The sequence below is a fragment of the Streptomyces sp. NPDC040545 genome (genome assembly GCF_055595065.1).
Genome location: NZ_JBVIWA010000016.1, coordinates 73,834 through 94,602 on the forward strand (window position 1 = coordinate 73,834; position 20,769 = coordinate 94,602).

Sequence of the window (20,769 nt, forward strand, 5' to 3'; positions counted from 1 at the left end):
CGGTCCGTCCGGCGCCTTACAGGCGGTCGCCCGGGCGACGCGCGAGTTTTTACCGACGCGTAACTTCCCTGTGTTGCTACTCACCCGTAATTTAGCGGCAGCAGCTCCCCCTTGTGATCCGGATCACGGGACGAACCCCCACGCTCATCCCCTTGAGCCGACCCGCGAGGAGATCATCCGATGCTGCCCTGGAGACGCCTGCTCCGCCCACTCGCCGTCCTCACCCTCGCCGCCGCCGCACTCGTCGCCCCCACCGGCGCAGCGCAGGCCGCGGCCGCCCCCAGCAGCGGCTGGAACAACTGGTCGTGCAAGCCGTCCGCCGCGCACCCGCGCCCCGTCGTCCTCGTCCACGGGACCTTCGGCAACTCCTGGGACAATTGGCTCGGCCTCGCGCCCTACCTCGTCCACCACGGGTACTGCGTCTACTCGCTCGACTACGGACAACTGCCCGGCGTCCCCCTCTTCAACGGGCTCGGGCCCATCGACAAGTCCGCCGGGCAGCTCGACGTCTTCGTCGACAAGGTGCTCGCCGCCACCGGCTCCGCCAAGACCGACATCATCGGGCACTCGCAGGGCGGCATGATGCCGCGCTACTACCTGAAGTTCCTCGGCGGCGCCTCGAAGGTCAACGCGCTGGTCGGGCTCGCCCCCGACAACCACGGCACCACCCTGCTCGGATTCACCAAGCTCCTGCCGTACTTCCCCGGGGCCGAGGACCTGATCAGCACCGCGACCCCGGGGCTCGCCGACCAGATCGCCGGATCCGCCTTCCAGCAGAAGCTGAACGAGGGCGGGGACACCGTGCCCGGGGTGAAGTACACGGTCATCGCGACCAAGTACGACGAGGTGGTGACCCCGTACCGGAGCGCCTTCCTGGACGGGCCGAACGTACGCAACGTCGTCCTCCAGGACCTGTGCTTCCTGGACCTCTCGGAGCACGTGGCCATCGGGCTCACCGACCGGATCGCGTGGCACGAGGCGGTCAACGCCCTCGACCCGGCACACGCCGAACCGACCACCTGCGCCTCGGTCTTCGACTGACGGAGCGCAGGCGGTCCGGCACCGGACGGGCTCTAGCGGCCGTGGCGGCCCGTCGCCGTACGCGCGGTGCGGCGGCGGCCGGCCGCGAACAGCGCGGCCGCGCCGACGGCCAGGGCGGCGGCCCCGGCGATCGCGATCGTCGGGGTGGCGCTGTTGCCGCCCGTCTCCGCGAGGTTGTCCCTGGCCGCGGCCGGCGAGGAGGAGCCGGCGGCGAGCGGGACGGCGGCGGCATCCGTCGTGCCGTTCGTCTTCGGGTCGTTGTCGCCGTGGCCGTTGTGCTCCACCGTGGACTTGCCGGCGCCGTCGGAGATCTGCTGGTCGGTCGGGGCCGAGGGCTTGTCCGTCGGCTTGTCGCCCGGCTTGCCGGACGGCTTGTCGCCGGGCTTGCCGGTCGGCTTGGCACCCGTCCCGGTGGTCGGAGCGGTACCGGAGCCGCCGCCGTTGCCGCCGCCCGCGCCCCCGTTGTCCTTGCCGAAGACCACGTCCGAGCAGGTGTAGAAGGCCTCCGGGCTGTCGGAGCGCTGCCAGATGCTGTAGATCAGGTGGCGGCCCGACTTGTTCGGGACGGTCCCGGAGAAGACGTAGTCGCCGTTCTGCATGCCCGGGTCGGTGACCTTCGCGAACGGCGCGGGCTCCAGGTCGGACCAGGCCAGGGGCTTGGTCGGGTCGTAGCCGTCCTTCGTCACGTACAGCTCGAAGGATCCCTTGTGCGGGGCCGTGCCCTTGTAGCGGAAGGTGTGCGTGCCGGCGGCCATCGGGCTGGCCGGCCAGTCGGCACGGGCCAGGTCCAGCCCCCGGTACTTGTCGTTGCCGGCCGAGCAGAGCTGGCCGTTCGGGATCAACGACCGGTGGTTGCCGGCCGCGTTGGCGATGTTCACCGCGTTCCAGTCGTAGAACGGCTGCGTCCCGGCGGCCGCGACCGCCGCCTTGCACGCCGCCGACTTCGGGGACTCCGGTCCCTCGGCGTAGCACGCGGCCACCCGGCTGACCGGGTCCGTCATCGAACCGTGGGCGACCGCGGGAGCCGCCGCGTACGCGGCCAGCGCGAGCGGGGCCAGGCCGGCGGCGGCGATACGGGTCAGCGTGACGGCGGTGCGGCGGCGTGCGGGCATGGGTGATCTCCTTCGGGCACAAGGCAGGGGCGTGCCGGTGGAATCGGGCTCCGCGGTGCGCCGCCCCCCGGCGGCGCCGCAACGGGCCCTTCCTGTCCTGGCCCGGCCAAGCTAGCCGCCCCGACCACGGGTTCTGCCGCCTCGGGCCCACCGGAGCGGATCCTTAGGGTCCCCTTAAGCCAGGGACAAGCGCCGCCTCAGGAAGCGGGCCCGGCAGGGCGTCACCGGCCGGTGCCACTCGTCAGCAGGTCCCTCACCTGTGCGGCCGTCCAGTTGCCGGCGGCGCCGGGGCAGGCCGCCAGGTAGTCGGCGATGTCCGGTTCCTCCCAGGGGCCGGACTCCAGGAGCCCTCCGGCCAGGTAGCGCAGGTATGCGCCCGACGGGTTGAGCACCTCGACGTCCTGAAGGCTCCACGGCGCGGTGAAGGTCAGCATGGGGATGCCCTCGATCGTGCCCGGGCAGATCAGGGTCTCGTACCGCCCCGGGCCCAGCTCGTCCCGGCCGTCCCGCAGGGCCGTCGTCAGGTCCAGGTCCGCCCCCGGCTCCTCGTACATCTCCTGTGCGGCGATGTCGGACATCTGGCCGACCGTCACCAGGTGCGCGCGTCCGCGCATGCGCCCGGGAGCCGTGGGGTCGTAGAAGCCCCGGCCCCCCGTCCAGACCGGGGACTCCGTGGCGAAGTACAGGCGGCCTTCCAGCTCGACCGCGATCGAGCGTTCGGGCGCCCTGTGGTCCCGGCAGCCCGGGTACGTGCGTGCCGCACCCGGCGGGGTCCCGCCGGCGATGTACGTGGCGAGGCGGTCCATGTGCATGTTGGACCCGTAGGAGGCGTACCAGACCTTCTCGGGCGTGGGGACCGCCTCGGTGAGCGGGGTGGCGGTGTGGACGGGCATGCTCGGGTCCTCGGGGTCGGGGATGAGGTAGGTGCTGGGCGGCCAGGGATCCGGAATATCCCCTGTCATATGCCTATCGGGCCGCTGAGGCCCGTGCGTATGGTGTGGCCCCGGACCATCCCGGGCCCGGCGCCCTCCCGGCTCCCCACGGGAGGGCCGCCGCGCGCCCCGCGTCCCCACGTCCCCGGACTACGAGAGGAGCGCGGAAAGGCCGGCCGCGGACCGGGCCTGGTCGTCCAGCGCGTCGAGGGCCCGTACGGCCTGGGCCGCGGCCTCCGGGTCGCTCGTGGCGAGCCCGCTCTCGGCGAACTCGTCCTCGTCCAGCCGCAGCACGGAGCTCCCGTCCGCCGAGACCCACAGGTCGAGGTCCAGGTCCTCCACCAGGATCTCCCCGCTCTGCACCAGCGCCGGCCGCGTGACGTCGCAGTACCAGCCCTTGAGGACACCGCCCGCGGTCCACACCTCCTTGACCGCGTACCAGCGGGTCCGCCAGAAGTGCTCGACGAACACGTCGCCCGGCTCGAAGCGCACGAAGCCGAAGTCCCGTACGCCCTCCGCCGCCCAGGGGGCGCGCACGGAGATCCGGTCGCCGTCGTCGCCGACCTGCGCCGCCGGGTAGCGGATCTTGGTCCGTCCGGCCTTGGTCAGGACGACGGTCAGCTGTGCGGTCACGGGGTCTCCAGTTTCTTCGTGTGGCGCGTCTCGGTCGCGCAGATCTCGTAGCCGAACCACTCGTTGACGGCGAGCATCGGGCCGTTGCCCGCGTCGTTGCCGGTGAAGGCCTCGGTGTAGCCGGCCGCGCGGGCCCGGTGCAGGGAGGCCGTCTTGGCGAGCTTGGCCAGCCCCCGGCCGCGGAAGGCGCGCAGGGTGCCGGTCATGGCCGAGGCGTAGCGGGTCCCGCCATCGGTCTGTGCCGCGGTGAAGGAGGCCACGACGCCGTCGACCAGGGCGACGATGGTCAGCTCCTTGTCGAGGGACGGGCTGTTCCACGTGTGCGCGAGCCAGTCCTCGTAGTCGTCGAACTCCGCCGCTACATCGCCCGGTTCGTCGGAGGTCGTCTCGGCGTCGGCCTCGAACAAGGGCCGCGGGTCGGCGGCGAAGGCGGAACCGGGGCGCAGCTCGACCCCGGCCGGAAGGTCCCGCGGGAGCTCGGGCAGCGTGGCCGCCGCCAGGTCCAGGCGCAGGAAGTGCGCCGACCGGCTGGGGCGGTAGCCGTGCCGCTCGGCGAAGGCGCGCGGGGCGGGCTCGTCGAGCACCCAGGCGTACACGTCCACCGCGCTCCGCGCGGTGAGGTGCTGCTCGGCGGTGCGCAGCAGGAGGGCGCCGGCGCCGAGGCCGCGGTGGGCGGGATCGACGTAGGCGTTGACGTACGACTGGCCGGGCTCGGGGCTGTCGTACGCGATGCCGACCTGGGCGGTGCCGATGACGTGGCCGTCCGCGGTCTCGGCGACGAGGATCCGGTGGTGCTTCGCCGGGTGCGCGGAGGAGAGCTCGAAGGCCACCCCCTCCGCAGTGGTGATCATGAACGGCAGGGCGGCGCGGCGTACCCGTACGACGGACTCCGCGTCCGAGGGGTCGTCCGGGTGGAGGTCGCGGATCGATACGGTCATGTGGCAGACGCTACGTGCGCCTTCGCGGCGTGCGCCTCCCAATTAACCGCCGATGGTGGACAATCACCCGCGTGACCTCGACAAACCTGAAGATCACCATCGACGGCTCGGCCGGGTCGGCCGCCCCGTACGAACAACTGCGCGCGCAGATCGCCGACCGGGCCCGGTCGGGGAAGCTCCCGGCGGGCTTCAAACTGCCGACGGTACGGGGCCTCGCGGAGGAGCTGGGGCTGGCCGCCAACACGGTCGCGAAGGCGTACCGGGCGCTGGAGGCGGACGCGGTGATCGAGACGCGGGGCCGGAACGGGACCTTCATCGCGGCCGCCGGGGACGCGGTGTCCCGCGAGGCGGCGTCCGTCGCACAGGCCTACGCGGACCGGGTCCACCGCCTCGGCCTGACGCAGGCCGAAGCCCTCGCCGCCGCCACGGACGCCCTCCGGGCGCGGTACGCCGCCACGTAGCCACCGCTGGTCGGGCCGTGCGCCCCCAGGCCCCGCATTGAGGCGCGGCCGGGCCGAGGAACCGCCCGCCGAGCCGGAGGCTAGAGGTACAGCCCCGCCTCCGAGCTGTGCGGCTGTGGTGGCAGGATCGCCGCCGGGCCCGTGCCGCGGCGCAGGGCGAACAGCTCCGCGAGGCTGGCGCCCTCGCGGGAGACGCCCTCGTCCGTGCCCAGCCAGTCCACCGCCTCCCGGTGGGTCAGCCGGCCGACCTCGATGCGGGCCAGGCAGCGCCCCGGGCGGACCACCGCCGGGTGGAGCCGTTCCAGGTCCTCGTTGGTGGTGACGCCCACCAGGACGTTGCGGCCCTGCCCCAGCAGGCCGTCCGTCAGGTTCAGCAGGCGGGACAGCGCCTGCCCGGCCGTGTGGCGGGCCTCGCCCCGGATCAGCTCGTCGCAGTCCTCCAGCAGCAGCAGCCGCCAGCGGCCCTTCGCCGTGCCCTCGTCCTCGCCGATCGCGATGTCCATCAGGTAGCCCACGTCGTTGAACAGCCGTTCCGGGTCCAGGACGCAGTCCACCTGGCACCAGTCGCGCCAGGACCGGGCCAGCGTGCGCAGTGCCGAGGTCTTGCCCGTGCCGGGCGGCCCGTGCAGCAGGAGCAGCCGGCCCGCGATGTCGTCGGGGGTCACCTTCATCAGACGGTCCATCGCCCCGGCCACCGGCGCGGTGTAGTTGGGCCGCACCTCCGCCCAGGTCCCGGCCGCGATCTGGCGGGTCGTCCGGTACGGGCCGCGGCGCGGGGAGACGTACCAGAAGCCCATCGTGACGTTCTCGGGCTGCGGTTCGGGCTCGTCCTGCACGCCTTCCGTGGCCTTGCCGAGCACACCGGCGGCGAGTTCGTCGCTGACCGCCGTCACCGTGACGTCCGCGCCCCGGCTCCAGCGCGAGACGAGCATGGTCCAGCCCTCGCCCTCGGCGAGGGTGGCGCTGCGGTCGCTGTCGCGCGCCGAGCGCAACACCGTGGCCTCCGGCGGCAGGAGGGTGGCCTCCGCCTTGACCCGCTCGATCGACACGCTGTGCGAGTACGGCTGCTCGCCGGACGCGAACCGGCCGAGGAAGAGCGCGTCGACGACGTCCGACGGTGAGTCGCTGTCGTCGATGTTGAGCCGGATCGGCAGCGCGTCATGCGGGTTGGCTGACATGGCGCCCATGATCCGGCACACGATGCCGTCGTGCACCCGTGTTTCGCTGGATCGGGTGCCCAAGTTCCCTCTTCAAACGCATTCGGAGTGAAGGTTCGGGCTTCAACTCTGCCCTGAACATTCTTGGCATGGACACTTCCAGCGGACCTCGGCTGCTTGTACCACGGACTCAGGAGTAACCCCCACAAGGAGCCGCACACATGAGCATGAAACTGTCGCGCTTCGCTGCCCTGACCTCCTCCCTCTTACTCGCCGCGGGCGCCACCCTGTTCGGCGCGGGCCAGGCGGCCGCCACCGCCCGGGCCGACTTCGGCTACGTCGCCCTCGGCGACTCGTACTCCTCCGGCGTCGGCGCCGGCAACTACGACGGCGCGAGCGGCAACTGCAAGCGCACCACCCGCGCCTACCCGGCCCTGTGGGCCGCCGCCCACTCCCCCCAGAGCTTCTCCTTCACCGCCTGCTCGGGAGCTCGCACCGGTGATGTCCTCGCCGGGCAGCTCGCCCCGCTCAACTCCGGCACCGACCTGGTCAGCATCACCATCGGCGGCAACGACGCCGGATTCTCCGACGTCATGACGACCTGTGTCCTCCAGTCCGAATCCACCTGCGTCAACCGCGTGAACCAGGCCAAGGCCTACGTGGACTCCACCCTCCCCGGCCAGCTCGACCAGGTCTACAACGCCATCGACAGCCGCTCGCCCGGCGCACACGTCGTCGTCCTCGGCTACCCCCGCTTCTACAAGCTGAACGGCACCTGCACCACCGGCCTGACCGAGGGCGAGCGGGCCGCCATCAACGGTGCCGCCGACTACCTCAACGCCGCCATCGCCAAACGCGCCGCCGACCACGGCTTCACCTTCGCCTCGGTCGCCGGCGCCTTCACGGGTCACGAGATCTGCTCCGGCAACGCGTGGCTGCACAGCGTCAACTGGCTGAACATCGGCGAGTCGTACCACCCGACCGCGGCCGGACAGTCCGGCGGCTACCTGCCGGTCTTCACGAACGCCGCCTGATCGGACCGGCCCGCCCCGTCCGCCCCGTCCGCCCCGCCCGTACGGCCGGGCCCATCCGTCCGATCCGTCCGGTCCCTCCGGTCCATCCGGTCCGTCCTGACGGTCCGATCCGGTTCACCGGTCCCGGGAGCCGTTGGAGCGCTCGCCGTCGGCGATGACGGTGACGCACTCGGCCCCGGGGAGGGGGCCCCGCTCGTCGGGGTCCCCTTCCGGCACGTCACAGAGGTGGCCACCCACTGGGTGGCCACCTCGGCCGGCCCCCGCACCTCCAGCCGGACCGCGTCCTCGAAGACCCCGTCCGGTTCGTGCGTGAGCTCCGTGTGCTCCAGCCGCCGGCTCCTCGGCCCGCCCTCCTCGTACGTGACGGAGCGCCAGTCGGGGCCGGACGTCCGCCCGCTCCGCGTGGCCCAGCGGTACTCCAGCACGACCGGGGTGCGCTCCACCTCGACGGTGGCCGTGAAGGCGGGCGCGAACTCGGCGGGCGGCGGACAGCTGCCGGTGTAGGAGGAGCGCACCGTGTCCACGTACACCGAGACGTGCTGCCCCGGCGCGGCCGGGGCGGACGCCGACACCGGCGCCGAGGCTGTCGGAGCCGTCGAAGGGGTCGTCGTGCCGGTCTGGGCGGTGGTCACCCTGCCGGTCGGCGCGCCGCCGTTCCCGCCGCCCTTCCCCTGGGTGTCCTCGCGGTCCCTGAGCAGCAGCCACCCCACCGCGACCAGGGCCAGCAGCATCAGCACGATCCCGGCCGTCAGCACCAGCCCGGCCCGGCTCTCGCGCGCCCCCGGCCCGGACGCGCCCGGTGGCGGCGTCCCGTACGGCGCCGTATGCGCCGCGAGCGGCGCCAGGTGCGGCCCGCCCGCCCCGTGCCCGTGCCCGTGGTGCGCCCCGTGCCCGTGGTGCGCCGCCGTGGCCGTCGGCGCGTCCGGCCCCGACACCGGTCCGCCTGGGGCCCGTACGGTCCCGCCCGCGCCCACCACCCGCAGCATCCGGGCCGCCTCCGCCGCGGGCAGCCGCTCGGCCGGGTCCTTGCGCAGCAGCCCCTCCAGTACGGGCTCCAGTGCCCCGGCCCGGCGTGGCGGCGGCAACTCCGCGTCCACCACCGCCCGCAGGGTGTCCAGCGCGGTGGCCCGACGGAAGGGCGAGACCCCCTCGACGGCGGCATAGAGCATGACTCCGAGCGCCCACAGGTCCGACGCGGGTCCCGGGTCACGCCCCAACGCCCGCTCCGGCGCCAGGAATTCGGGTGAGCCGACCACCTCGCCCGTCATGGTGATCGCCGAGGAGCCCTCCAGGGTCGCGATCCCGAAGTCGCCGAGCACCACCCGGCCGTCGTTGGCGATCAGGACGTTGCCCGGCTTCACGTCCCGGTGCAGCACGCCCGAGTCGTGGGCGGAGCGCAGCGCGGCGAGCACCTGTTCCCCGATGTGCGCGGCCCGCTGAGGGGTCATCGGCCCCTCGGCCTCCAGTACGTCCGCCAGCGAGAGCCCGCGCACCAGCTCCATCACGATCCAGGGGCGCCCGCCCTCGGAGGCCACGTCGTACACGGTGACCACCCCGCGGTGCGAGACCCTGGCCGCGGCCCAGGCCTCCCGTTCCAGCCGCCGGTACAGCCGCTCCAGTTCGGCGGGTTCCAGTCCGGCCGGCGCACGTACCTCCTTGACTGCGACCTCGCGGGCGAGTACCTCGTCCCGGGCCCGCCACACGATGCCCATCCCGCCGCGGCCGATCGGTTCGAGCAGCCGGTAGCGGCCCGAGATGACACGATCGGAGTTCGATTGGTCACTCACGCGCGCCCCCGAGTGTGCTCCCGTGCGCCCGGGTGTCATCGGGCGATCACTCCAAGTTAGCGCAGTGGGGGCCAAGTGGCCCCTGTCGTGACGGGACTGGCGCAGAGACCTTTCGCAGCGTGACGTCTGTGCGGAGAGTAATCGACGACTCCGCTGAGTAATCGTCAACTCCCCGTCGCCACAGGGGTAATTCACACCACCGGGATACCCGGGGGCGATGCCGGGGCGATAGGGTTAACCTGCCCGGGCCGGGTGCCCTCGTACGGGTGGGGAGAGAACATGGAACAGATAGCAATGCGCAGCAGGCCGCCTCGCGTGCCTGCCATCACCTGCGGCAGCAGTGCGACCAGCTCGCGCCTCGACCGCCACCTCGCCGTGCTGGGCGGTCCCGCCGTCCCGCACCGGGAGACCGCCGAGGCGACGCTGCTGATGCGCGAGCTCACCTCCCGCGACCACACGCACCGCCTGCGGAGCCGGAGCGCGCGCGTCTCGCTCTTCGCGCCGCTGCGCCGTCTGCGTCGCACGCTCTTCGGCAGCCGCCGCTCGTAACCGTCCCCATACCGCAGTCGCAGGTCCTCGGCCTCCGGCTCCCCGGCCCTACCCGATCACACCGTCCCGGCGCAGTTCCGAGATCTGCGCGTCCGCCATCCCCAGGGCGCGCAGCAGGGACTCGGTGTGCTCGCCCAGCGCGGGCACCGCACCCATGTGCGGTGCCGCGCCGCCCGGCAGTCCGATCGGCGGCAGCAAGGCCCGCAGCGGACCGGCCGGTGAATCCACCTCCCGCCAGCGGTCCCGGGCCGCGAGTTGCGGATGCCCGGCCAGCTGGGCCACCGAATTGAGCCGCGCGCACGCGATGCCCGCCGCCTCCAGCCGCCCGATCGCCTCGTCCGCGCCGAGCCGGCCCAGTGCCTCCGCCACCACCGCGTCGGTCTTCTCCCGGTTCCCGGTGCGCGCCGCGTTCGTCGCGTACGCCGGATCCTCGGCCAACTCTGGCCGCTCCAGAACCTGTTGTGCCAGACGCCGCCACTCGCGGTCGTTCTGCACCGACAGCAGCACCCGGTCCCCGTCCGCCGTCCTGTAGGCGTCGTAGGGCGCGATCACTGCGTGCGCGAGGCCGGTACGCACGGGCTGCTCCCCGCCGTGCATCGTGTGGTGCAGCGGATGGCCCATCCACTCGGCGAGCGCGTCCAGCATGGACACCTCCACCCGGCCCCCGCGCCCGGTGACCCCGCGGCGCAGCAGAGCGGCCAGGACACCCGAGAAGGCGTACATGGCCGCCGCGATGTCCGCCGCCGGGATGCCCGCCTTGACCGGCCGCTCCGGGGTGCCGGTCACCGAGACCAGGCCCGCCTCGCACTGCACGAGCATGTCGTAGGCGCGCTTGTGGGCGTACGGGCCCTCGGCGCCGTAGCCGGAGACGTCCACGGCGACCAGCCGGGGGTACCGCGCGCACAGCGCGGCGGAGTCGAGCCCCAGCCGGGCCGCGGCCCCCTGCGCGAGGTTCTGCACGAAGACGTCCGCACCGGCCAGCAGTCCGTGCAGGACCTCCCGGCCGCGCGGGTCCTTCAGGTCGAGCGCGATCGACTCCTTGCCCCGGTTGGCCCACACGAAGTGCGAGGCCAGGCCGTGCGCGGCCGTGTCGTAGGCACGGGCGAAGTCACCGCCGTCGGGGCGTTCGACCTTGATCACCCTGGCGCCCAGATCGGCGAGCTGACGGGTGGCGAAGGGGGCCGAGACGGCCTGTTCGACGGCGACGACGGTGATGCCGTCCAGGGGGAGCGGTTCGGTAGCGGTAGCCATGGGCCCTGCCTACCGGGTCGACGGGCCGCTGTCACCACACCGGCGGCGATGCGCGCCATTGATCACATATGACGGCCGCTACCGCGCGCCGTGGGCGAACCGGCGCGTGGCCAGGGGTACGAACAGCGCGAGCAGCAGCCCCGACCACAGCAGCGCCCCGGCCACGGGGTGCGCCGCGGGCCAGGCGGCGCCCGCCGCGGCCTCGCCCCCGGCGTTCCCGCACAGCTCGCGCACGGCGGTGGCGACGGAGCTGATCGGGTTCCACTCGGCGACCGCGCGCAGCCACCCGGGCAGCCCCGCGGTCGGCAGGTACGCGCTGGACAGCATCGGCAGGACGAAGGTGGCGCTGCCGAGCTGGCCGGCCGCCTCCTCGCTGCTGCTCAGCAGACCGAGGTACGTGCCCACCCACGCGGTGGCGAAGCGGAACAGCAGCAGCACACCCAGGGCCCCCAGCGCGCCGGGCAGGCCGTTCTCGATGCGCCAGCCCATCAACAGCCCCACCAGCATCAGCGGCACCATGGACACGCCGGTGGTCAGCAGATCGGCGGCCGTCTGCCCGAGCGGTACGGCGGTCCGGCTCATCGGCAGGGTCCGGAAACGGTCCATCACCCCGCGGTGGGCGTCCTGCGCGGCCGTGAACATGCCGGTCATCAGACCGTTCGCGGCGGTGGCGGCCAGCAGCCCGGGGACCAGGAACTCCCGGTACTCCGCGCCCGGCATGGCGAGCGCGCTGCCGAAGACGTAGCCGAAGAACAGCAGCATGGTGATCGGCATGGTCTGGGTGAGGACCAGCAGCGCCGGGGCGTGACGGGCCTTCTGGAGCTGGCGGGTGAGGACGGCTCCGCCGTCGGACAGCAGGGTGCTCATGCGGCGTACTCCTGATCGCCGGCGCCGGTCTCGGCATCGGCATCGGTGTGGGCGTGGGCGTGGGAGTTGAGGGAACCCCCTGCCTGGGTGAGGCGCAGGAACACCTCGTCGAGGGTGGGCGGGCGCAGGGTCGCGTCCGTGACCGGGACCCCGGCGGTGTCGAGTTCCCGGATGATCCGCGGCAGGGTGAGGGCGCCGTCGAGGACGGTGACGCCGACGGTCAGCCGCTCCTCGTCGAGCACGGGCCGGCCGCCGGTGAGCTGGTCGAGTACGGCGGCGGCGCGGGCGAGCGCCCCGCTCTGCGCGACGGTGACCTCGGCGCGGGCGCCGATCCGGGCCTTCAGCCGGGCCGGAGTGCCGGTGGCGGCGACCCGGCCGCGGTCGACGACCACGATCTCGCCGGCCAGCCGGTCGGCCTCCTCCAGGTACTGGGTGGTGAGCAGCACCGTGGTGCCCTCCTCGGAGAGCCGGCGCACCGCCGTCCAGATCTGCTCGCGGGCCGCCGGGTCCAGGCCGGTGGTGGGCTCGTCGAGGAACAGCACCCGGGGGCGGGTGACCAGGCCGGCGGCCAGGTCCAGGCGCCGCTTCATCCCGCCGGACCAGGTGGAGGTCACCCGGTCGGCGGCCTCGCCGAGCCCGAAGCGCTCCAGCAGCTCGTCCGCGCGGGCCCGGCCCGCGGAGCCGCGCAGTCCGGCCAGCCGGGCGAAGAGCCGGAGGTTCTCACGGCCGGTCAGATCCCCGTCGACGGAGGCGTACTGCCCGGTGACGCCGATGGCGCGGCGGACGGCCGCGGGATCGCGGGTGACGTCGTGACCGGCGACGAGGGCGCGGCCGCCGGTGGGTGCGGTGAGCGTGGTGAGAATCCGGACGGCGGTGGTCTTGCCCGCGCCGTTGGGGCCGAGGAGGCCGCAGACCGTGCCCTCGGGGACGGCGAGGTCGAGGCCGCGCAGGGCGTGGACCTCCCCGTAGCTCTTCTCCAGACCCTCACTAAGTACAGCGTACGTAGTTGTCATGTGTGCCACCGTACCCCACTGCGTACGATGTACGTAACTAAGATGGTGGGGAGACGACGAGGTGATCTGAGCCATGACAGCCGACGGGCGACCCGCTGAACCCGAAGTGATCTGGTCCCGCCCCCAGCGGGCCGGACGCGGCCCCCGGCCCGCGCACAGCCGCGAGTCCATCGCGTCCGAGGCGGTGCGCATCGCCGACGAGGAGGGGATCGAGGCCGTCTCCATGCGCCGCGTGGCGGCCGGGATCGGCGCGGGGACGATGTCCCTCTACAACTACGTGCCGCGCAAGGAGGACCTGTACGAGCTGATGGTCGACGCGGTCAGCGGGGAGTACGAGTTCCCCGCGCCGACCGGCGACTGGCCGGCCGACCTGCTCGCGCTGGCCCGCCGGACGCGCGCGCTGATGCACCGCCATCCCTGGCTGCCGCGGCTGCTGAGCCCCGTCTACGGCTTCGGTCCCAACGCCCTGCGCTACCTGGAGTACAGCCTGGACTGCCTGGCTCCGCTCGAGGTGCCGGACGGCGAGAAGCTGGAGCTCGTCGCCGCGGTCAACGGGACCGTCGCGACCTACGTGGCCAGCGAGCTGGCGCTGGCCGAACGGGCCCGGTCGCTGCCCTGGGGCGAGGCGGAGGAGCAGCGCGTGCGGACGGCCTGGCTCGGCTCCCGGCTGGCCACCGGGGAGTATCCGCGGCTCGCGGCGGCCCTCGGTGGCGGCGGCCCGGTCCCGGGCGCCGGGCTCGACATGGCCCAGGTCTTCGACCGTACGGTGTCCCGGCTGCTGGGGGCGTGGGGAGCGTAGGGGGCCTTGCCGCCCTCCTCGGATCCTCAGAGGAGGGCGAACTGCCCGCCCGGGCCCTCCTCCTGGTGGTCCAGCACCGAAGCCGGGCGCCGGGCCCAGGCCGGCGGCGGCAGCACCCCGGCCGCGCGCAACGCCTCCGCCGACAGCCCCGGCCCGGGCTCGAACGCGGCCCGCTCCGGGGCCAGTTCGGCCAGCAGTGCCAGCGTGGTCACCAGCGCGAGCAGCTCCGAGGTCCAGCTCTGCGGCCACTCGGCCGGCCCGAGCGCGGCCAGACCCTCGGCATCCGGACCCCGGTGTGCGGTGCGGGCGGCGAACCAGGCAGGGAGCACCCGCACGCCCTGCGCCTCGTACTCCCAGGCCCCGGCCGGCACGGGGGAGACCGTCCCGCTGCCGAGGCTCAGTGTCTCGCTCCCGGCGTCGTACGCGAGCTCCCGCGGCCAGCCCGCGACCGCCGAGCGGACGTACGGGCGGCGCCCGCCGGGCAGCCGGGGCGGCTCACCGCCGCGCGCGCCGCGCAGCTGCACGCTCAGCAGCCGGTGCCCCAGCTCCAGCCCGGCCCGCCAGTGCTCGGAGCCGGCGGCGAGCGGGACCTCGTACCCGCGCGGGCCCGGGCGGCCCGCCGCGAGGATCCAGCACAGGACGTCCTCGGGGGTGACCGGGCCGCCGTGGCGCGCACCGAGCAGGGACAGCAGGCCGGGAGCGAGATTCGGCTCGGCGCCGCCGGGGCGCCGGTGCAGGGGACGGATCCGGCCGAGGCGGCCGACCGGGAGGTGCGCGGTGACCAGCGGATCGGGGGTCTCGACCAGGAACAGCTGGTGCTCGTCGCGCACCCGCCAGAGCTCGGGGCGGGCCGCGTCGATGAGCCGCTGGTCGGGCAGCAGCCACTGCTCGTCGAAGGGCTCGCGGAGCACCCGTACGGGGTCGGGGCAGGGGCCCGGGGCGTCGGCGAAACGGGCCGTGGCCGCCGAGCGCTGCCCCGGCAGGGCGGCCGCCCCGGCGTCGGGCCTGCGGCTGCGGCTCGGGCGGAACAGCCGCTCCCGCTCTGCGCCTTCGGAGCCGGTCAGAGCGGCCCAGCGGGCGCGCAGGGCCGCCGGATCGGGCGCGGCCACCCAGTCCCGGCCCAGGCGCAGGCCGCCCACGGACCAGGGCATCAGGTCCGCGATCAGCGGTACGTCTTCGCTCACGCCGCCGATGGTAGCGACGGGATCCGATGGCCGGGCTACGTCCCGGCCGAAGAGCTAGGCTCCTTATGTACGCATACGTACGGTATCGACCGAGGAGGCGGTCATGAGCCAGTACGACGAATACACGACCCCGTCACAGGCCGAGGGCGAGCGCCTCGACGAGGACATGGACGAGGCCCAGCGCAAGCAGCGGCACCCCCAGACGATGCGGACCACGCCGTCCCAGGCGGAGGGCGAACGCACCAGGGAGGACGACGAGAAGTAGTCGCGCGCAGTCGCAGGGGTGCCGGAGGGCGTCAGAGCGTCGTCAGGCGGGGCGTCGTAGGAGCGGCGTCAGTGCGCGTCGACCGTCACGGTGAAGGAGAACCGGTCGCCCCGGTAGCGGATCCGGGCCACGTCCACCACCCGGCCGTCCTCGTCGTACGTGACGCCCGTGTAGTGCAGGATCGGGCTCAGCAGCGGCACCTGGAGCAGCTCGGCCGTCTCCGGGTCGGCCAGCCGGGCCTCCACCGTGTCCGTGATCCGGCTGATGCGGACCCCCACGATGTCCCGCAGGACCTTCGTCATCGGCCAGCGTTCGAGGTCGGCGAGCTCCACCGCCTCGGCGAACTCCGGGAGGACGGCGTTCTCCGCCCAGTTGGTCGGCTCGCCGCTCTCCCGGTCGTGGCGCAGGCGGCGGTAGGTGACCACCTCCGCCGTGTCCGGGAAGTGCTCCAGCAGCTCCCCGGACACGGCCGTGCGGCCGTGCCCGAGGATCGTCGTCCGGTCACCCGACTGCTGCGCCACGATCGCGTCGACCGAGCCCAGCAGCCGGACCGGGGTGCTGCGCAGCGCGCCCGGTTCGATGAAGGTGCCGCGCCGCCGGTGCCGGCTGATCAGGCCCTCGCCCTCCAGCTCCTTGAGCGCCTGCCGCATGGTCAGCACGCTCACGCCGTAGTGCCCGGCCAGCTGCTCCTCGGTGGGCAGGCGCAGCGAGGCGTCCGGGGTGCGCCCCAGTATCGAGGCGCGCAGTGACTGCGACACCTGGTACCAGAGCGGCAGCTTCCGGTTCAGTACCAGCGAGTCGGGGGCGAAGGCGGTCACGGGTGGATCTCCGAAGGCTGGACAGGGGTGGCGTGCGGCGCATGCAGCGTACGGGTACGGGTACCGGTACGGCGCATGCAGCGTATGCAGTGCAGGTCAGGCGTGGAAGTGGCGCTGCAGACCCTGCCACACGTCGTCGTAGCCGCGCTGGAGGTGATCGGCGCCGGCTGCCTGCGCGGTGGCGGTGATCGGCCAGCGGGTCTCGAACATGAAGGCCAGGCCGTCGTCGATCTTCTGCGGCTTCAGCTCGGCCGCACTCGCCCGCTCGAAGGTTTCGTGGTCGGGTCCGTGCGCGGACATCATGTTGTGGAGCGAGCCGCCGCCGGGGACGAAGCCCTCGGCCTTGGCGTCGTAGGCCCCCTCGATGAGGCCCATGTACTCGCTCATCACGTTGCGGTGGAAGTAGGGCGGACGGAAGGTGTCCTCGCCGACCAGCCAGCGCGGGGCGAAGACCACGAAGTCCACGCCCGCCAGCCCCGGGGTGTCGGAGGGCGAGGTCAGGACCGTGAAGATCGACGGGTCGGGGTGGTCGTAGCTGATCGAACCCAGGACGTTGAAGCGGCGCATGTCGTACACGTACGGGACGTGGCTGCCGTGCCAGGCGACCACGTCGAGCGGGGAGTGGTCGTAGGTGGCCGACCAGAGGTTGCCGCAGAACTTGTTGATCACCTCGGTCGGACGCTCGCTGTCCTCGTACGCGGCGACGGGGGCCTGGAAGTCCCGCGCGGCGGCGAGGCCGTTGGCACCGATCGGGCCCAGGTTCGGCAGCTCGAAGGGCTGGCCGTAGTTCTCGCAGATGTAGCCGCGGGCGTCGGCGTCGAGCAGCTCGACGCGGAAGCGGACGCCGCGGGGGATGAGGGCCATGTCGCCCGGGCGGGCGGCGAGCAGGCCCAGCTCGGTGCGCAGGAGCAGTCCGCCGCGTTCGGGGACGATGAGCAGCTCGCCGTCGGAGTCGCTGAACACCCGGTCGGTCATGTCGGCGTTGGCGGCGTAGAGGTGGATGGCCATGCCGGCGCGCTGGGCGGCGTCGCCGTTGCCGCCGAGGGTCCACAGGCCGGAGAGGAAGTCGGTGCCGGGGGCCGGGTCGGGCAGCGGGTTCCAGCGGAGCCGGTTCGGGTCCGCCGCGGACTCGGTGAAGGGCGCGGAACGCAGGGCCCCGTTGTCGATCCGGGTGAAGGGCGGGTGCGCGGCAGAGGGGCGGATCCGGTAGAGCCAGGAGCGCCGGTTGTGGGTGCGGGGCTCGGTGAAGGCGCTGCCGCTGAGCTGCTCGGCATAGAGGCCGAGGGGGGCGCGCTGGGGCGAGTTCCGGCCGATCGGCAGTGCGCCGGGGACGGCCTCCGAGCTGTGCTCGTTGCCGAAGCCGGTGAGGTACTCCAGTGCCTCCGCCGTCTTCCTGGCCTGCTCGCTCATGTGCTGCTCCCGCTCCGTCGAAGGAATCCTATGGTTGACAGTAGGATTCCGCGGCCCGCACGTCAACGGCGGACCCGCGCCCGGTCCGGAGATCGGCGGGAAAGGCCGGAAATGGGGGCAGGGGTCGACGGTGTGCGGGCGGAGCCGCCGGAGCACGGATTCGGTCGAGGGGGATCCCAAAAGATGAACATTGCTCTACTCTCACGCGCATGTCGTGGACCCGCAGGTTCCCTGCCGTGCCGGCGGCGCTCCTCGCCGCCCTTCTCGCTCTCCTGTCCCTCCTCGTCGCGGCGCCCGCCGCCAGCGCGCACGAGGAGCGCCCGATCACCCTCCCGGACGGCTCCGGATCGGTACCCGAGTACCGCACGGCGGAGCCCGACCTGATCGTCTGCAAAACCGGCCGGCCCGCCTTCGAACGCCGGATATCCGCCTTCCCCGACGAGCTCAGGCAGCGCAACCTCGCCCTGTACGAGCGGTGCGAGAAGAGCGGCTACCGGCACCTCCAGGAGGCCGTCGACGCCGTCGACCGGCCCGGGATGAACATCGCGATCCTCCCCGGCCTGTACGAGGAGGAGCCCTCGCTCCCCACGCCGACGGGGGAGTGCGCCGCGCTCAAGGCCCCCCAGTCCTCGCTCGGGTACCAGATCCTGTCCTACGAGCAGCAGGTGCGGTGCCGGCACAACCAGAACCTCGTCGCCATCCTCGGCAAGACGAACCTGCAGATCGAGGGCACGGGCGCGACCCGGCTGGACGTGGTCTTCGACGCCAAGTACCAGAAGCTGAACGCCATCCGCGCGGACCAGTCCAACGGCATCTACTTCCGCAACTTCACCGCCCAGCGCACCACCTTCAACTCGCTGTACGTGCTCGCGGGCGACGGCTTCGTCATCGACGACGTGCTGACCCGCTGGAACGACGAGTACGGCTTCCTGACCTTCGCCAGCGACCACGGGCTCTACAAGAACTGCGAGTCGTACGGGAACGGCGACTCCGGCATCTACCCGGGCAGCGCCTCGAACATCAACGACGGCCGCGGCTACGAGGTCCCGCGGTACTCCATCGAGATCACCGGCTGCCGCAGCCACCACAACATGGTCGGCTACTCCGGCACCGCGGGTGACTCGGTGTGGGTGCACGACAACGAGTTCGACCAGAACATGGGCGGCGCCTCGATGGACAGCGCCTTCCCCGGCCACCCCGGACTCCCGCAGAACCACGCCAAGTTCGAGCGGAACCTGATCCACGACAACAACCAGGACTACTACGGGTACGTCGCCGACGGCACCTGCGCCAAACCGCCGATCGAACGCGGCTACGAGCGGGGCGTGGTCTGCCCGCAGATCTCCATGCCGCCGGGCACCGGCATCATCACCGCGGGCGGCAACTGGAACCTCTACGAGAACAACTGGGTGTACGGGCACCGGCGCGCGGGCTTCTTCCTCAGCGCGGTTCCCGCCTTCATCCGCGGTGAGGAGGCGTGGTCGAAGCAGACCGACACCTCCCACCACAACCGGTACGCCGGGAACGTCATGGGCAAGGACAGGTCCGGTGCCGCCCGCCCCAACGGCATGGACGTGTGGTGGGACGGCCAGGGGCGCGCCAACTGCTGGCAGGACGGACCCGACGGCTCCACCCCCGGGGCGGTCCCGCAGTGCGGCGACCGCCGGGGCGAGGTAGCGGGGGCGTCCGCCCGCCTGGTCGGCGAACCGGTCAAGCTGGCCCAACTCCTCGTCTGCGCGGACTACAACGTCCAGGCGCGCAAACTCCCGTCCGGCTGCGACTGGTACGGCGCGCGCGGACTGGAGCGGGCGGAGACCCAGCTCGCGCTGGCCGTGGCCGCGGTGCTGCTGCTCGTCGGCGGCGTCCTGTGGTGGCGCCGCCTGCGCGGCTCCCGGCTGGGCACGGCCGCCACGCTGGCCGGGCTGGCGGGTCTGGTCCTGGACGTGGCGGGCTCCACCATGCCCCTGACCGCCACCTTCGTCCCGGCACTCGCCCTCCTCCTGCTCGGCCTGTGGTGGACGGGCGCCGGCCTGGTCCTGCGCCCCACCCGCCCCTGGCTGGCCCGGCTGACCCTGCTGCTGGCCGGGCTCACCCTGCTGGACGCCTTCGACAAGGCCGTCCTGATGATCCCCTGGACCCCCCTGAGCCCCGCCTGGGTACGGGCCCTGGTCGCCGTGATCTGGGTCCTGTGGGCGGTGGTGGCCTCGGCCCACCCGGGTACCCCGGCCCGCCCGCCCGGCCCGGGCGGCGATCCCGAGGGCGACCGCGCCCCGGTCCCCTCCGACCCCGCACCGGCGCTGAGCGCGGCCGCCCCCGAGCCCCCGGCGACCCCGGACCCCGCGCCGTGACCCCCGCCCACGCCGCCCCGACCACAGGAGGCCAGCCGTGACCGACCGGCCCGACGACGACAACCGGTGCGACGCCTGCGGTACGCCGCCCCGCGGGACCCGCAGGCTCCGCCGGACCGCCCGCGCCGCGGCCCCGCTCGCCCTCGCCCTGCTCCTCGCGGGCGGCGCGGCGACGGGCTGCGGCGGGCGGGCCACCACCCACCACAAGCCCGGCACCAGCCACGAGCAGGCCTCCGGCGGCGTGGGCACCCTGCTCACGGCCACCGACGCCACCGGCCACCGGCTCCGCGAGGTCCCGGCCCAAGGCGCGCCGGAGGTCCAGCTGACCGTCCGCCCGGACTCGGAGGACGGCTGGAACCTCCAACTGGCGGTGACGAACTACCGCTTCACCCCCGACAGCACCGGCGGCGCCGCCCTCCCGGGCGCGGGCCACGCCCACCTGGAGCTCGACGGCCGCAAGCTGGCCCGGCTGTACGGCCCCTGGTTCCACCTGCCCGCGGCCCAGGTCCCCGAGGGCGCGCACACCCTGACCGTCCGCCTCTACGCGGACGACCACACCGCCTGGGCGGTCTCGGGCAAGCCGGTCGAGGGCACGGCCCAGCTCACCGCCACCGCCCCGCGGCAGCCGGGCGGCCACAGCCACGGGGACACCCCGCCGCCGGGCCAGACCCCGGCGCCGGGCCAGGCCCCGGCGCCGGGCCAGGCCCCGCCGCCGGGCCAGGCCCCGCCGCCGGGCCAGACCCCGGCGGCGGAGCAGGCCGACCGCACGGTCACCATCACCGTCCGGGACGGCAAGGTCAGCCCGGCCCCCGCCCGCACCGAGCTGCGGCGCGGAGAGCGCGTGGCCCTGCGCGTCACGAGCGACCGCGCGGACACCCTGCACGTCCACGGCTACGACAAGGAACTGGTCCTGCCGGCAGGCCAGGAGGCCACCCTGACCCTGACGGCCGACCGCACGGGCCTCTTCGAGGTCGAGACCCACGAGTCCAGCCTCGTCCTGACCCAACTCCTCGTCCGATGACCCCACCCCCACCCGAATCCAGCACCCCGGCCAGAACCGAGCCCGGGCCGACGCCTGGGCCCGCGACCCGGCCCGCACGGCCCGGCGTCCCGACCGCGTTCCCGAGCGGCGTCGCGCCCCGGCCGTCCGGACCCGGGCCGGAGTCCGGG

20 protein-coding genes are annotated in these 20,769 nt (G+C 73.4%); 8 read left to right on the forward strand and 12 right to left on the reverse strand.

The features are described 5' to 3' along the window. Positions 1-180: 180 nt before the first annotated feature. The gene (locus tag ACZ573_RS27100; RefSeq protein ID WP_471308590.1) at positions 181-1,041 is read left to right on the forward strand and encodes an esterase/lipase family protein; all 861 of its coding nucleotides are present in this window, start codon (positions 181-183) and stop codon (positions 1,039-1,041) included. A 32-nt stretch (positions 1,042-1,073) separates the two neighbouring features. Here the strand turns inward: ACZ573_RS27100 and ACZ573_RS27105 are convergent, their stop codons facing one another. The 4 genes from ACZ573_RS27105 to ACZ573_RS27120 all read right to left on the reverse strand — a co-directional run bounded on the left by ACZ573_RS27105 (position 1,074) and on the right by ACZ573_RS27120 (position 4,656). Beyond that, positions 1,074-2,153, reverse strand: a complete 1,080-nt coding sequence (locus ACZ573_RS27105; RefSeq protein ID WP_471308593.1) for a lytic polysaccharide monooxygenase auxiliary activity family 9 protein — start codon at positions 2,151-2,153, stop codon at positions 1,074-1,076. Positions 2,154-2,374: 221 nt separating this feature from the next. Beyond that, positions 2,375-3,046 carry a histone deacetylase gene (locus ACZ573_RS27110; protein ID WP_471308597.1) on the reverse strand — a complete coding sequence of 224 codons (672 nt, stop codon included), beginning with the start codon at positions 3,044-3,046 and terminating at the stop codon, positions 2,375-2,377. Between the two features lie 189 nt (positions 3,047-3,235). After that, the gene (locus ACZ573_RS27115; protein WP_471308600.1) at positions 3,236-3,718 is read right to left on the reverse strand and encodes a ribonuclease FAU-1 family protein; all 483 of its coding nucleotides are present in this window, start codon (positions 3,716-3,718) and stop codon (positions 3,236-3,238) included. After that, the gene (locus tag ACZ573_RS27120) at positions 3,715-4,656 is read right to left on the reverse strand and encodes a GNAT family N-acetyltransferase (RefSeq protein ID WP_471308603.1); all 942 of its coding nucleotides are present in this window, start codon (positions 4,654-4,656) and stop codon (positions 3,715-3,717) included. The genes ACZ573_RS27115 and ACZ573_RS27120 overlap by 4 nt, the downstream gene beginning before the upstream one ends. A 71-nt stretch (positions 4,657-4,727) precedes the next feature. Here ACZ573_RS27120 and ACZ573_RS27125 point away from each other — a divergent pair, with 71 nt between their 5' ends. Next, positions 4,728-5,117 carry a GntR family transcriptional regulator gene (locus ACZ573_RS27125; RefSeq protein WP_471308606.1) on the forward strand — a complete coding sequence of 130 codons (390 nt, stop codon included), beginning with the start codon at positions 4,728-4,730 and terminating at the stop codon, positions 5,115-5,117. Positions 5,118-5,197: 80 nt separating this feature from the next. Here the strand turns inward: ACZ573_RS27125 and ACZ573_RS27130 are convergent, their stop codons facing one another. Beyond that, complete coding sequence (locus ACZ573_RS27130) at positions 5,198-6,295, reverse strand: DUF5925 domain-containing protein (protein WP_471308609.1); 1,098 nt, start codon at positions 6,293-6,295, stop codon at positions 5,198-5,200. Between the two features lie 206 nt (positions 6,296-6,501). Here ACZ573_RS27130 and ACZ573_RS27135 point away from each other — a divergent pair, with 206 nt between their 5' ends. Then, positions 6,502-7,308: an SGNH/GDSL hydrolase family protein gene (locus ACZ573_RS27135; protein ID WP_471308837.1), complete on the forward strand. Its 807-nt coding sequence runs from the start codon at positions 6,502-6,504 to the stop codon at positions 7,306-7,308. Here ACZ573_RS27135 and ACZ573_RS27140 read toward each other — a convergent pair. Beyond that, entirely contained in the window at positions 7,278-9,095 is a 1,818-nt protein-coding gene (locus ACZ573_RS27140; RefSeq protein ID WP_471308611.1) for a serine/threonine-protein kinase, read from the reverse strand. The two genes, ACZ573_RS27135 and ACZ573_RS27140, sit on opposite strands and share 31 nt — an antisense overlap. A gap of 279 nt (positions 9,096-9,374) precedes the next feature. Here ACZ573_RS27140 and ACZ573_RS27145 point away from each other — a divergent pair, with 279 nt between their 5' ends. Continuing rightward, positions 9,375-9,644 (forward strand): hypothetical protein, encoded by a 270-nt coding sequence (locus ACZ573_RS27145; RefSeq protein ID WP_076046471.1) that lies wholly within the window; start codon positions 9,375-9,377, stop codon positions 9,642-9,644. A gap of 48 nt (positions 9,645-9,692) precedes the next feature. Here ACZ573_RS27145 and ACZ573_RS27150 read toward each other — a convergent pair whose 3' ends face one another. The 3 genes from ACZ573_RS27150 to ACZ573_RS27160 all read right to left on the reverse strand — a co-directional run bounded on the left by ACZ573_RS27150 (position 9,693) and on the right by ACZ573_RS27160 (position 12,775). Next, positions 9,693-10,895 (reverse strand): CaiB/BaiF CoA transferase family protein, encoded by a 1,203-nt coding sequence (locus tag ACZ573_RS27150; RefSeq protein WP_471308614.1) that lies wholly within the window; start codon positions 10,893-10,895, stop codon positions 9,693-9,695. Between the two features lie 78 nt (positions 10,896-10,973). Continuing rightward, the gene (locus ACZ573_RS27155; RefSeq protein ID WP_471308617.1) at positions 10,974-11,762 is read right to left on the reverse strand and encodes an ABC transporter permease; all 789 of its coding nucleotides are present in this window, start codon (positions 11,760-11,762) and stop codon (positions 10,974-10,976) included. After that, positions 11,759-12,775, reverse strand: a complete 1,017-nt coding sequence (locus ACZ573_RS27160; protein ID WP_471308619.1) for an ATP-binding cassette domain-containing protein — start codon at positions 12,773-12,775, stop codon at positions 11,759-11,761. Before ACZ573_RS27160 ends, ACZ573_RS27155 begins: the two co-directional genes overlap by 4 nt. Before the next feature lie 73 nt (positions 12,776-12,848). On the opposite strand from ACZ573_RS27160, the gene ACZ573_RS27165 reads away from it, so the two are divergent. Further along, on the forward strand, positions 12,849-13,574 hold the full coding sequence (locus ACZ573_RS27165) for a TetR/AcrR family transcriptional regulator (RefSeq protein ID WP_471308621.1): 726 nt from the start codon (positions 12,849-12,851) through the stop codon (positions 13,572-13,574). 26 nt (positions 13,575-13,600) lie between these two features. On the opposite strand, the gene ACZ573_RS27170 is transcribed toward ACZ573_RS27165, so the two are convergent. Further along, the gene (locus ACZ573_RS27170) at positions 13,601-14,725 is read right to left on the reverse strand and encodes a type ISP restriction/modification enzyme (protein WP_471308841.1); all 1,125 of its coding nucleotides are present in this window, start codon (positions 14,723-14,725) and stop codon (positions 13,601-13,603) included. A gap of 136 nt (positions 14,726-14,861) precedes the next feature. On the opposite strand from ACZ573_RS27170, the gene ACZ573_RS27175 reads away from it, so the two are divergent. Further along, positions 14,862-15,023 (forward strand): hypothetical protein, encoded by a 162-nt coding sequence (locus ACZ573_RS27175; RefSeq protein ID WP_189739804.1) that lies wholly within the window; start codon positions 14,862-14,864, stop codon positions 15,021-15,023. 68 nt (positions 15,024-15,091) lie between these two features. On the opposite strand, the gene ACZ573_RS27180 is transcribed toward ACZ573_RS27175, so the two are convergent. Both ACZ573_RS27180 and hmgA read right to left on the reverse strand, forming a co-directional pair. Beyond that, positions 15,092-15,841 carry a GntR family transcriptional regulator gene (locus ACZ573_RS27180; RefSeq protein ID WP_471308624.1) on the reverse strand — a complete coding sequence of 250 codons (750 nt, stop codon included), beginning with the start codon at positions 15,839-15,841 and terminating at the stop codon, positions 15,092-15,094. Positions 15,842-15,937: 96 nt separating this feature from the next. Beyond that, positions 15,938-17,251 carry a homogentisate 1,2-dioxygenase gene (gene hmgA / locus ACZ573_RS27185; RefSeq protein ID WP_471308625.1) on the reverse strand — a complete coding sequence of 438 codons (1,314 nt, stop codon included), beginning with the start codon at positions 17,249-17,251 and terminating at the stop codon, positions 15,938-15,940. A 209-nt stretch (positions 17,252-17,460) separates the two neighbouring features. Between hmgA and ACZ573_RS27190 the strand changes: the two genes are divergently transcribed. Then, on the forward strand, positions 17,461-19,599 hold the full coding sequence (locus tag ACZ573_RS27190) for a right-handed parallel beta-helix repeat-containing protein (RefSeq protein ID WP_471308628.1): 2,139 nt from the start codon (positions 17,461-17,463) through the stop codon (positions 19,597-19,599). A 148-nt stretch (positions 19,600-19,747) separates the two neighbouring features. Beyond that, positions 19,748-20,620: a cupredoxin domain-containing protein gene (locus tag ACZ573_RS27195; protein ID WP_471308844.1), complete on the forward strand. Its 873-nt coding sequence runs from the start codon at positions 19,748-19,750 to the stop codon at positions 20,618-20,620. Positions 20,621-20,769: the final 149 nt, after the last annotated feature.

Excerpts from the sequence above, each read along its gene's own strand:
- ACZ573_RS27160 (WP_471308619.1), bottom strand. The coding sequence starts at position 12,775 with ATGACAACTACGTACGCTGTACTTAGTGAGGGTCTGGAGAAGAGCTAC.
- ACZ573_RS27175 (WP_189739804.1), top strand. The coding sequence starts at position 14,862 with ATGAGCCAGTACGACGAATACACGACCCCGTCACAGGCCGAGGGCGAG.
- ACZ573_RS27135 (WP_471308837.1), top strand. The coding sequence starts at position 6,502 with ATGAAACTGTCGCGCTTCGCTGCCCTGACCTCCTCCCTCTTACTCGCC.
- hmgA (WP_471308625.1), bottom strand. The coding sequence starts at position 17,251 with ATGAGCGAGCAGGCCAGGAAGACGGCGGAGGCACTGGAGTACCTCACC.
- ACZ573_RS27145 (WP_076046471.1), top strand. The coding sequence starts at position 9,375 with ATGGAACAGATAGCAATGCGCAGCAGGCCGCCTCGCGTGCCTGCCATC.
- ACZ573_RS27100 (WP_471308590.1), top strand. The coding sequence starts at position 181 with ATGCTGCCCTGGAGACGCCTGCTCCGCCCACTCGCCGTCCTCACCCTC.
- ACZ573_RS27165 (WP_471308621.1), top strand. The coding sequence starts at position 12,849 with ATGACAGCCGACGGGCGACCCGCTGAACCCGAAGTGATCTGGTCCCGC.
- ACZ573_RS27110 (WP_471308597.1), bottom strand. The coding sequence starts at position 3,046 with ATGCCCGTCCACACCGCCACCCCGCTCACCGAGGCGGTCCCCACGCCC.
- ACZ573_RS27170 (WP_471308841.1), bottom strand. The coding sequence starts at position 14,725 with ATGCCCTGGTCCGTGGGCGGCCTGCGCCTGGGCCGGGACTGGGTGGCC.
- ACZ573_RS27155 (WP_471308617.1), bottom strand. The coding sequence starts at position 11,762 with ATGAGCACCCTGCTGTCCGACGGCGGAGCCGTCCTCACCCGCCAGCTC.
- ACZ573_RS27190 (WP_471308628.1), top strand. The coding sequence starts at position 17,461 with ATGTCGTGGACCCGCAGGTTCCCTGCCGTGCCGGCGGCGCTCCTCGCC.
- ACZ573_RS27150 (WP_471308614.1), bottom strand. The coding sequence starts at position 10,895 with ATGGCTACCGCTACCGAACCGCTCCCCCTGGACGGCATCACCGTCGTC.
- ACZ573_RS27120 (WP_471308603.1), bottom strand. The coding sequence starts at position 4,656 with ATGACCGTATCGATCCGCGACCTCCACCCGGACGACCCCTCGGACGCG.
- ACZ573_RS27130 (WP_471308609.1), bottom strand. The coding sequence starts at position 6,295 with ATGTCAGCCAACCCGCATGACGCGCTGCCGATCCGGCTCAACATCGAC.
- ACZ573_RS27105 (WP_471308593.1), bottom strand. The coding sequence starts at position 2,153 with ATGCCCGCACGCCGCCGCACCGCCGTCACGCTGACCCGTATCGCCGCC.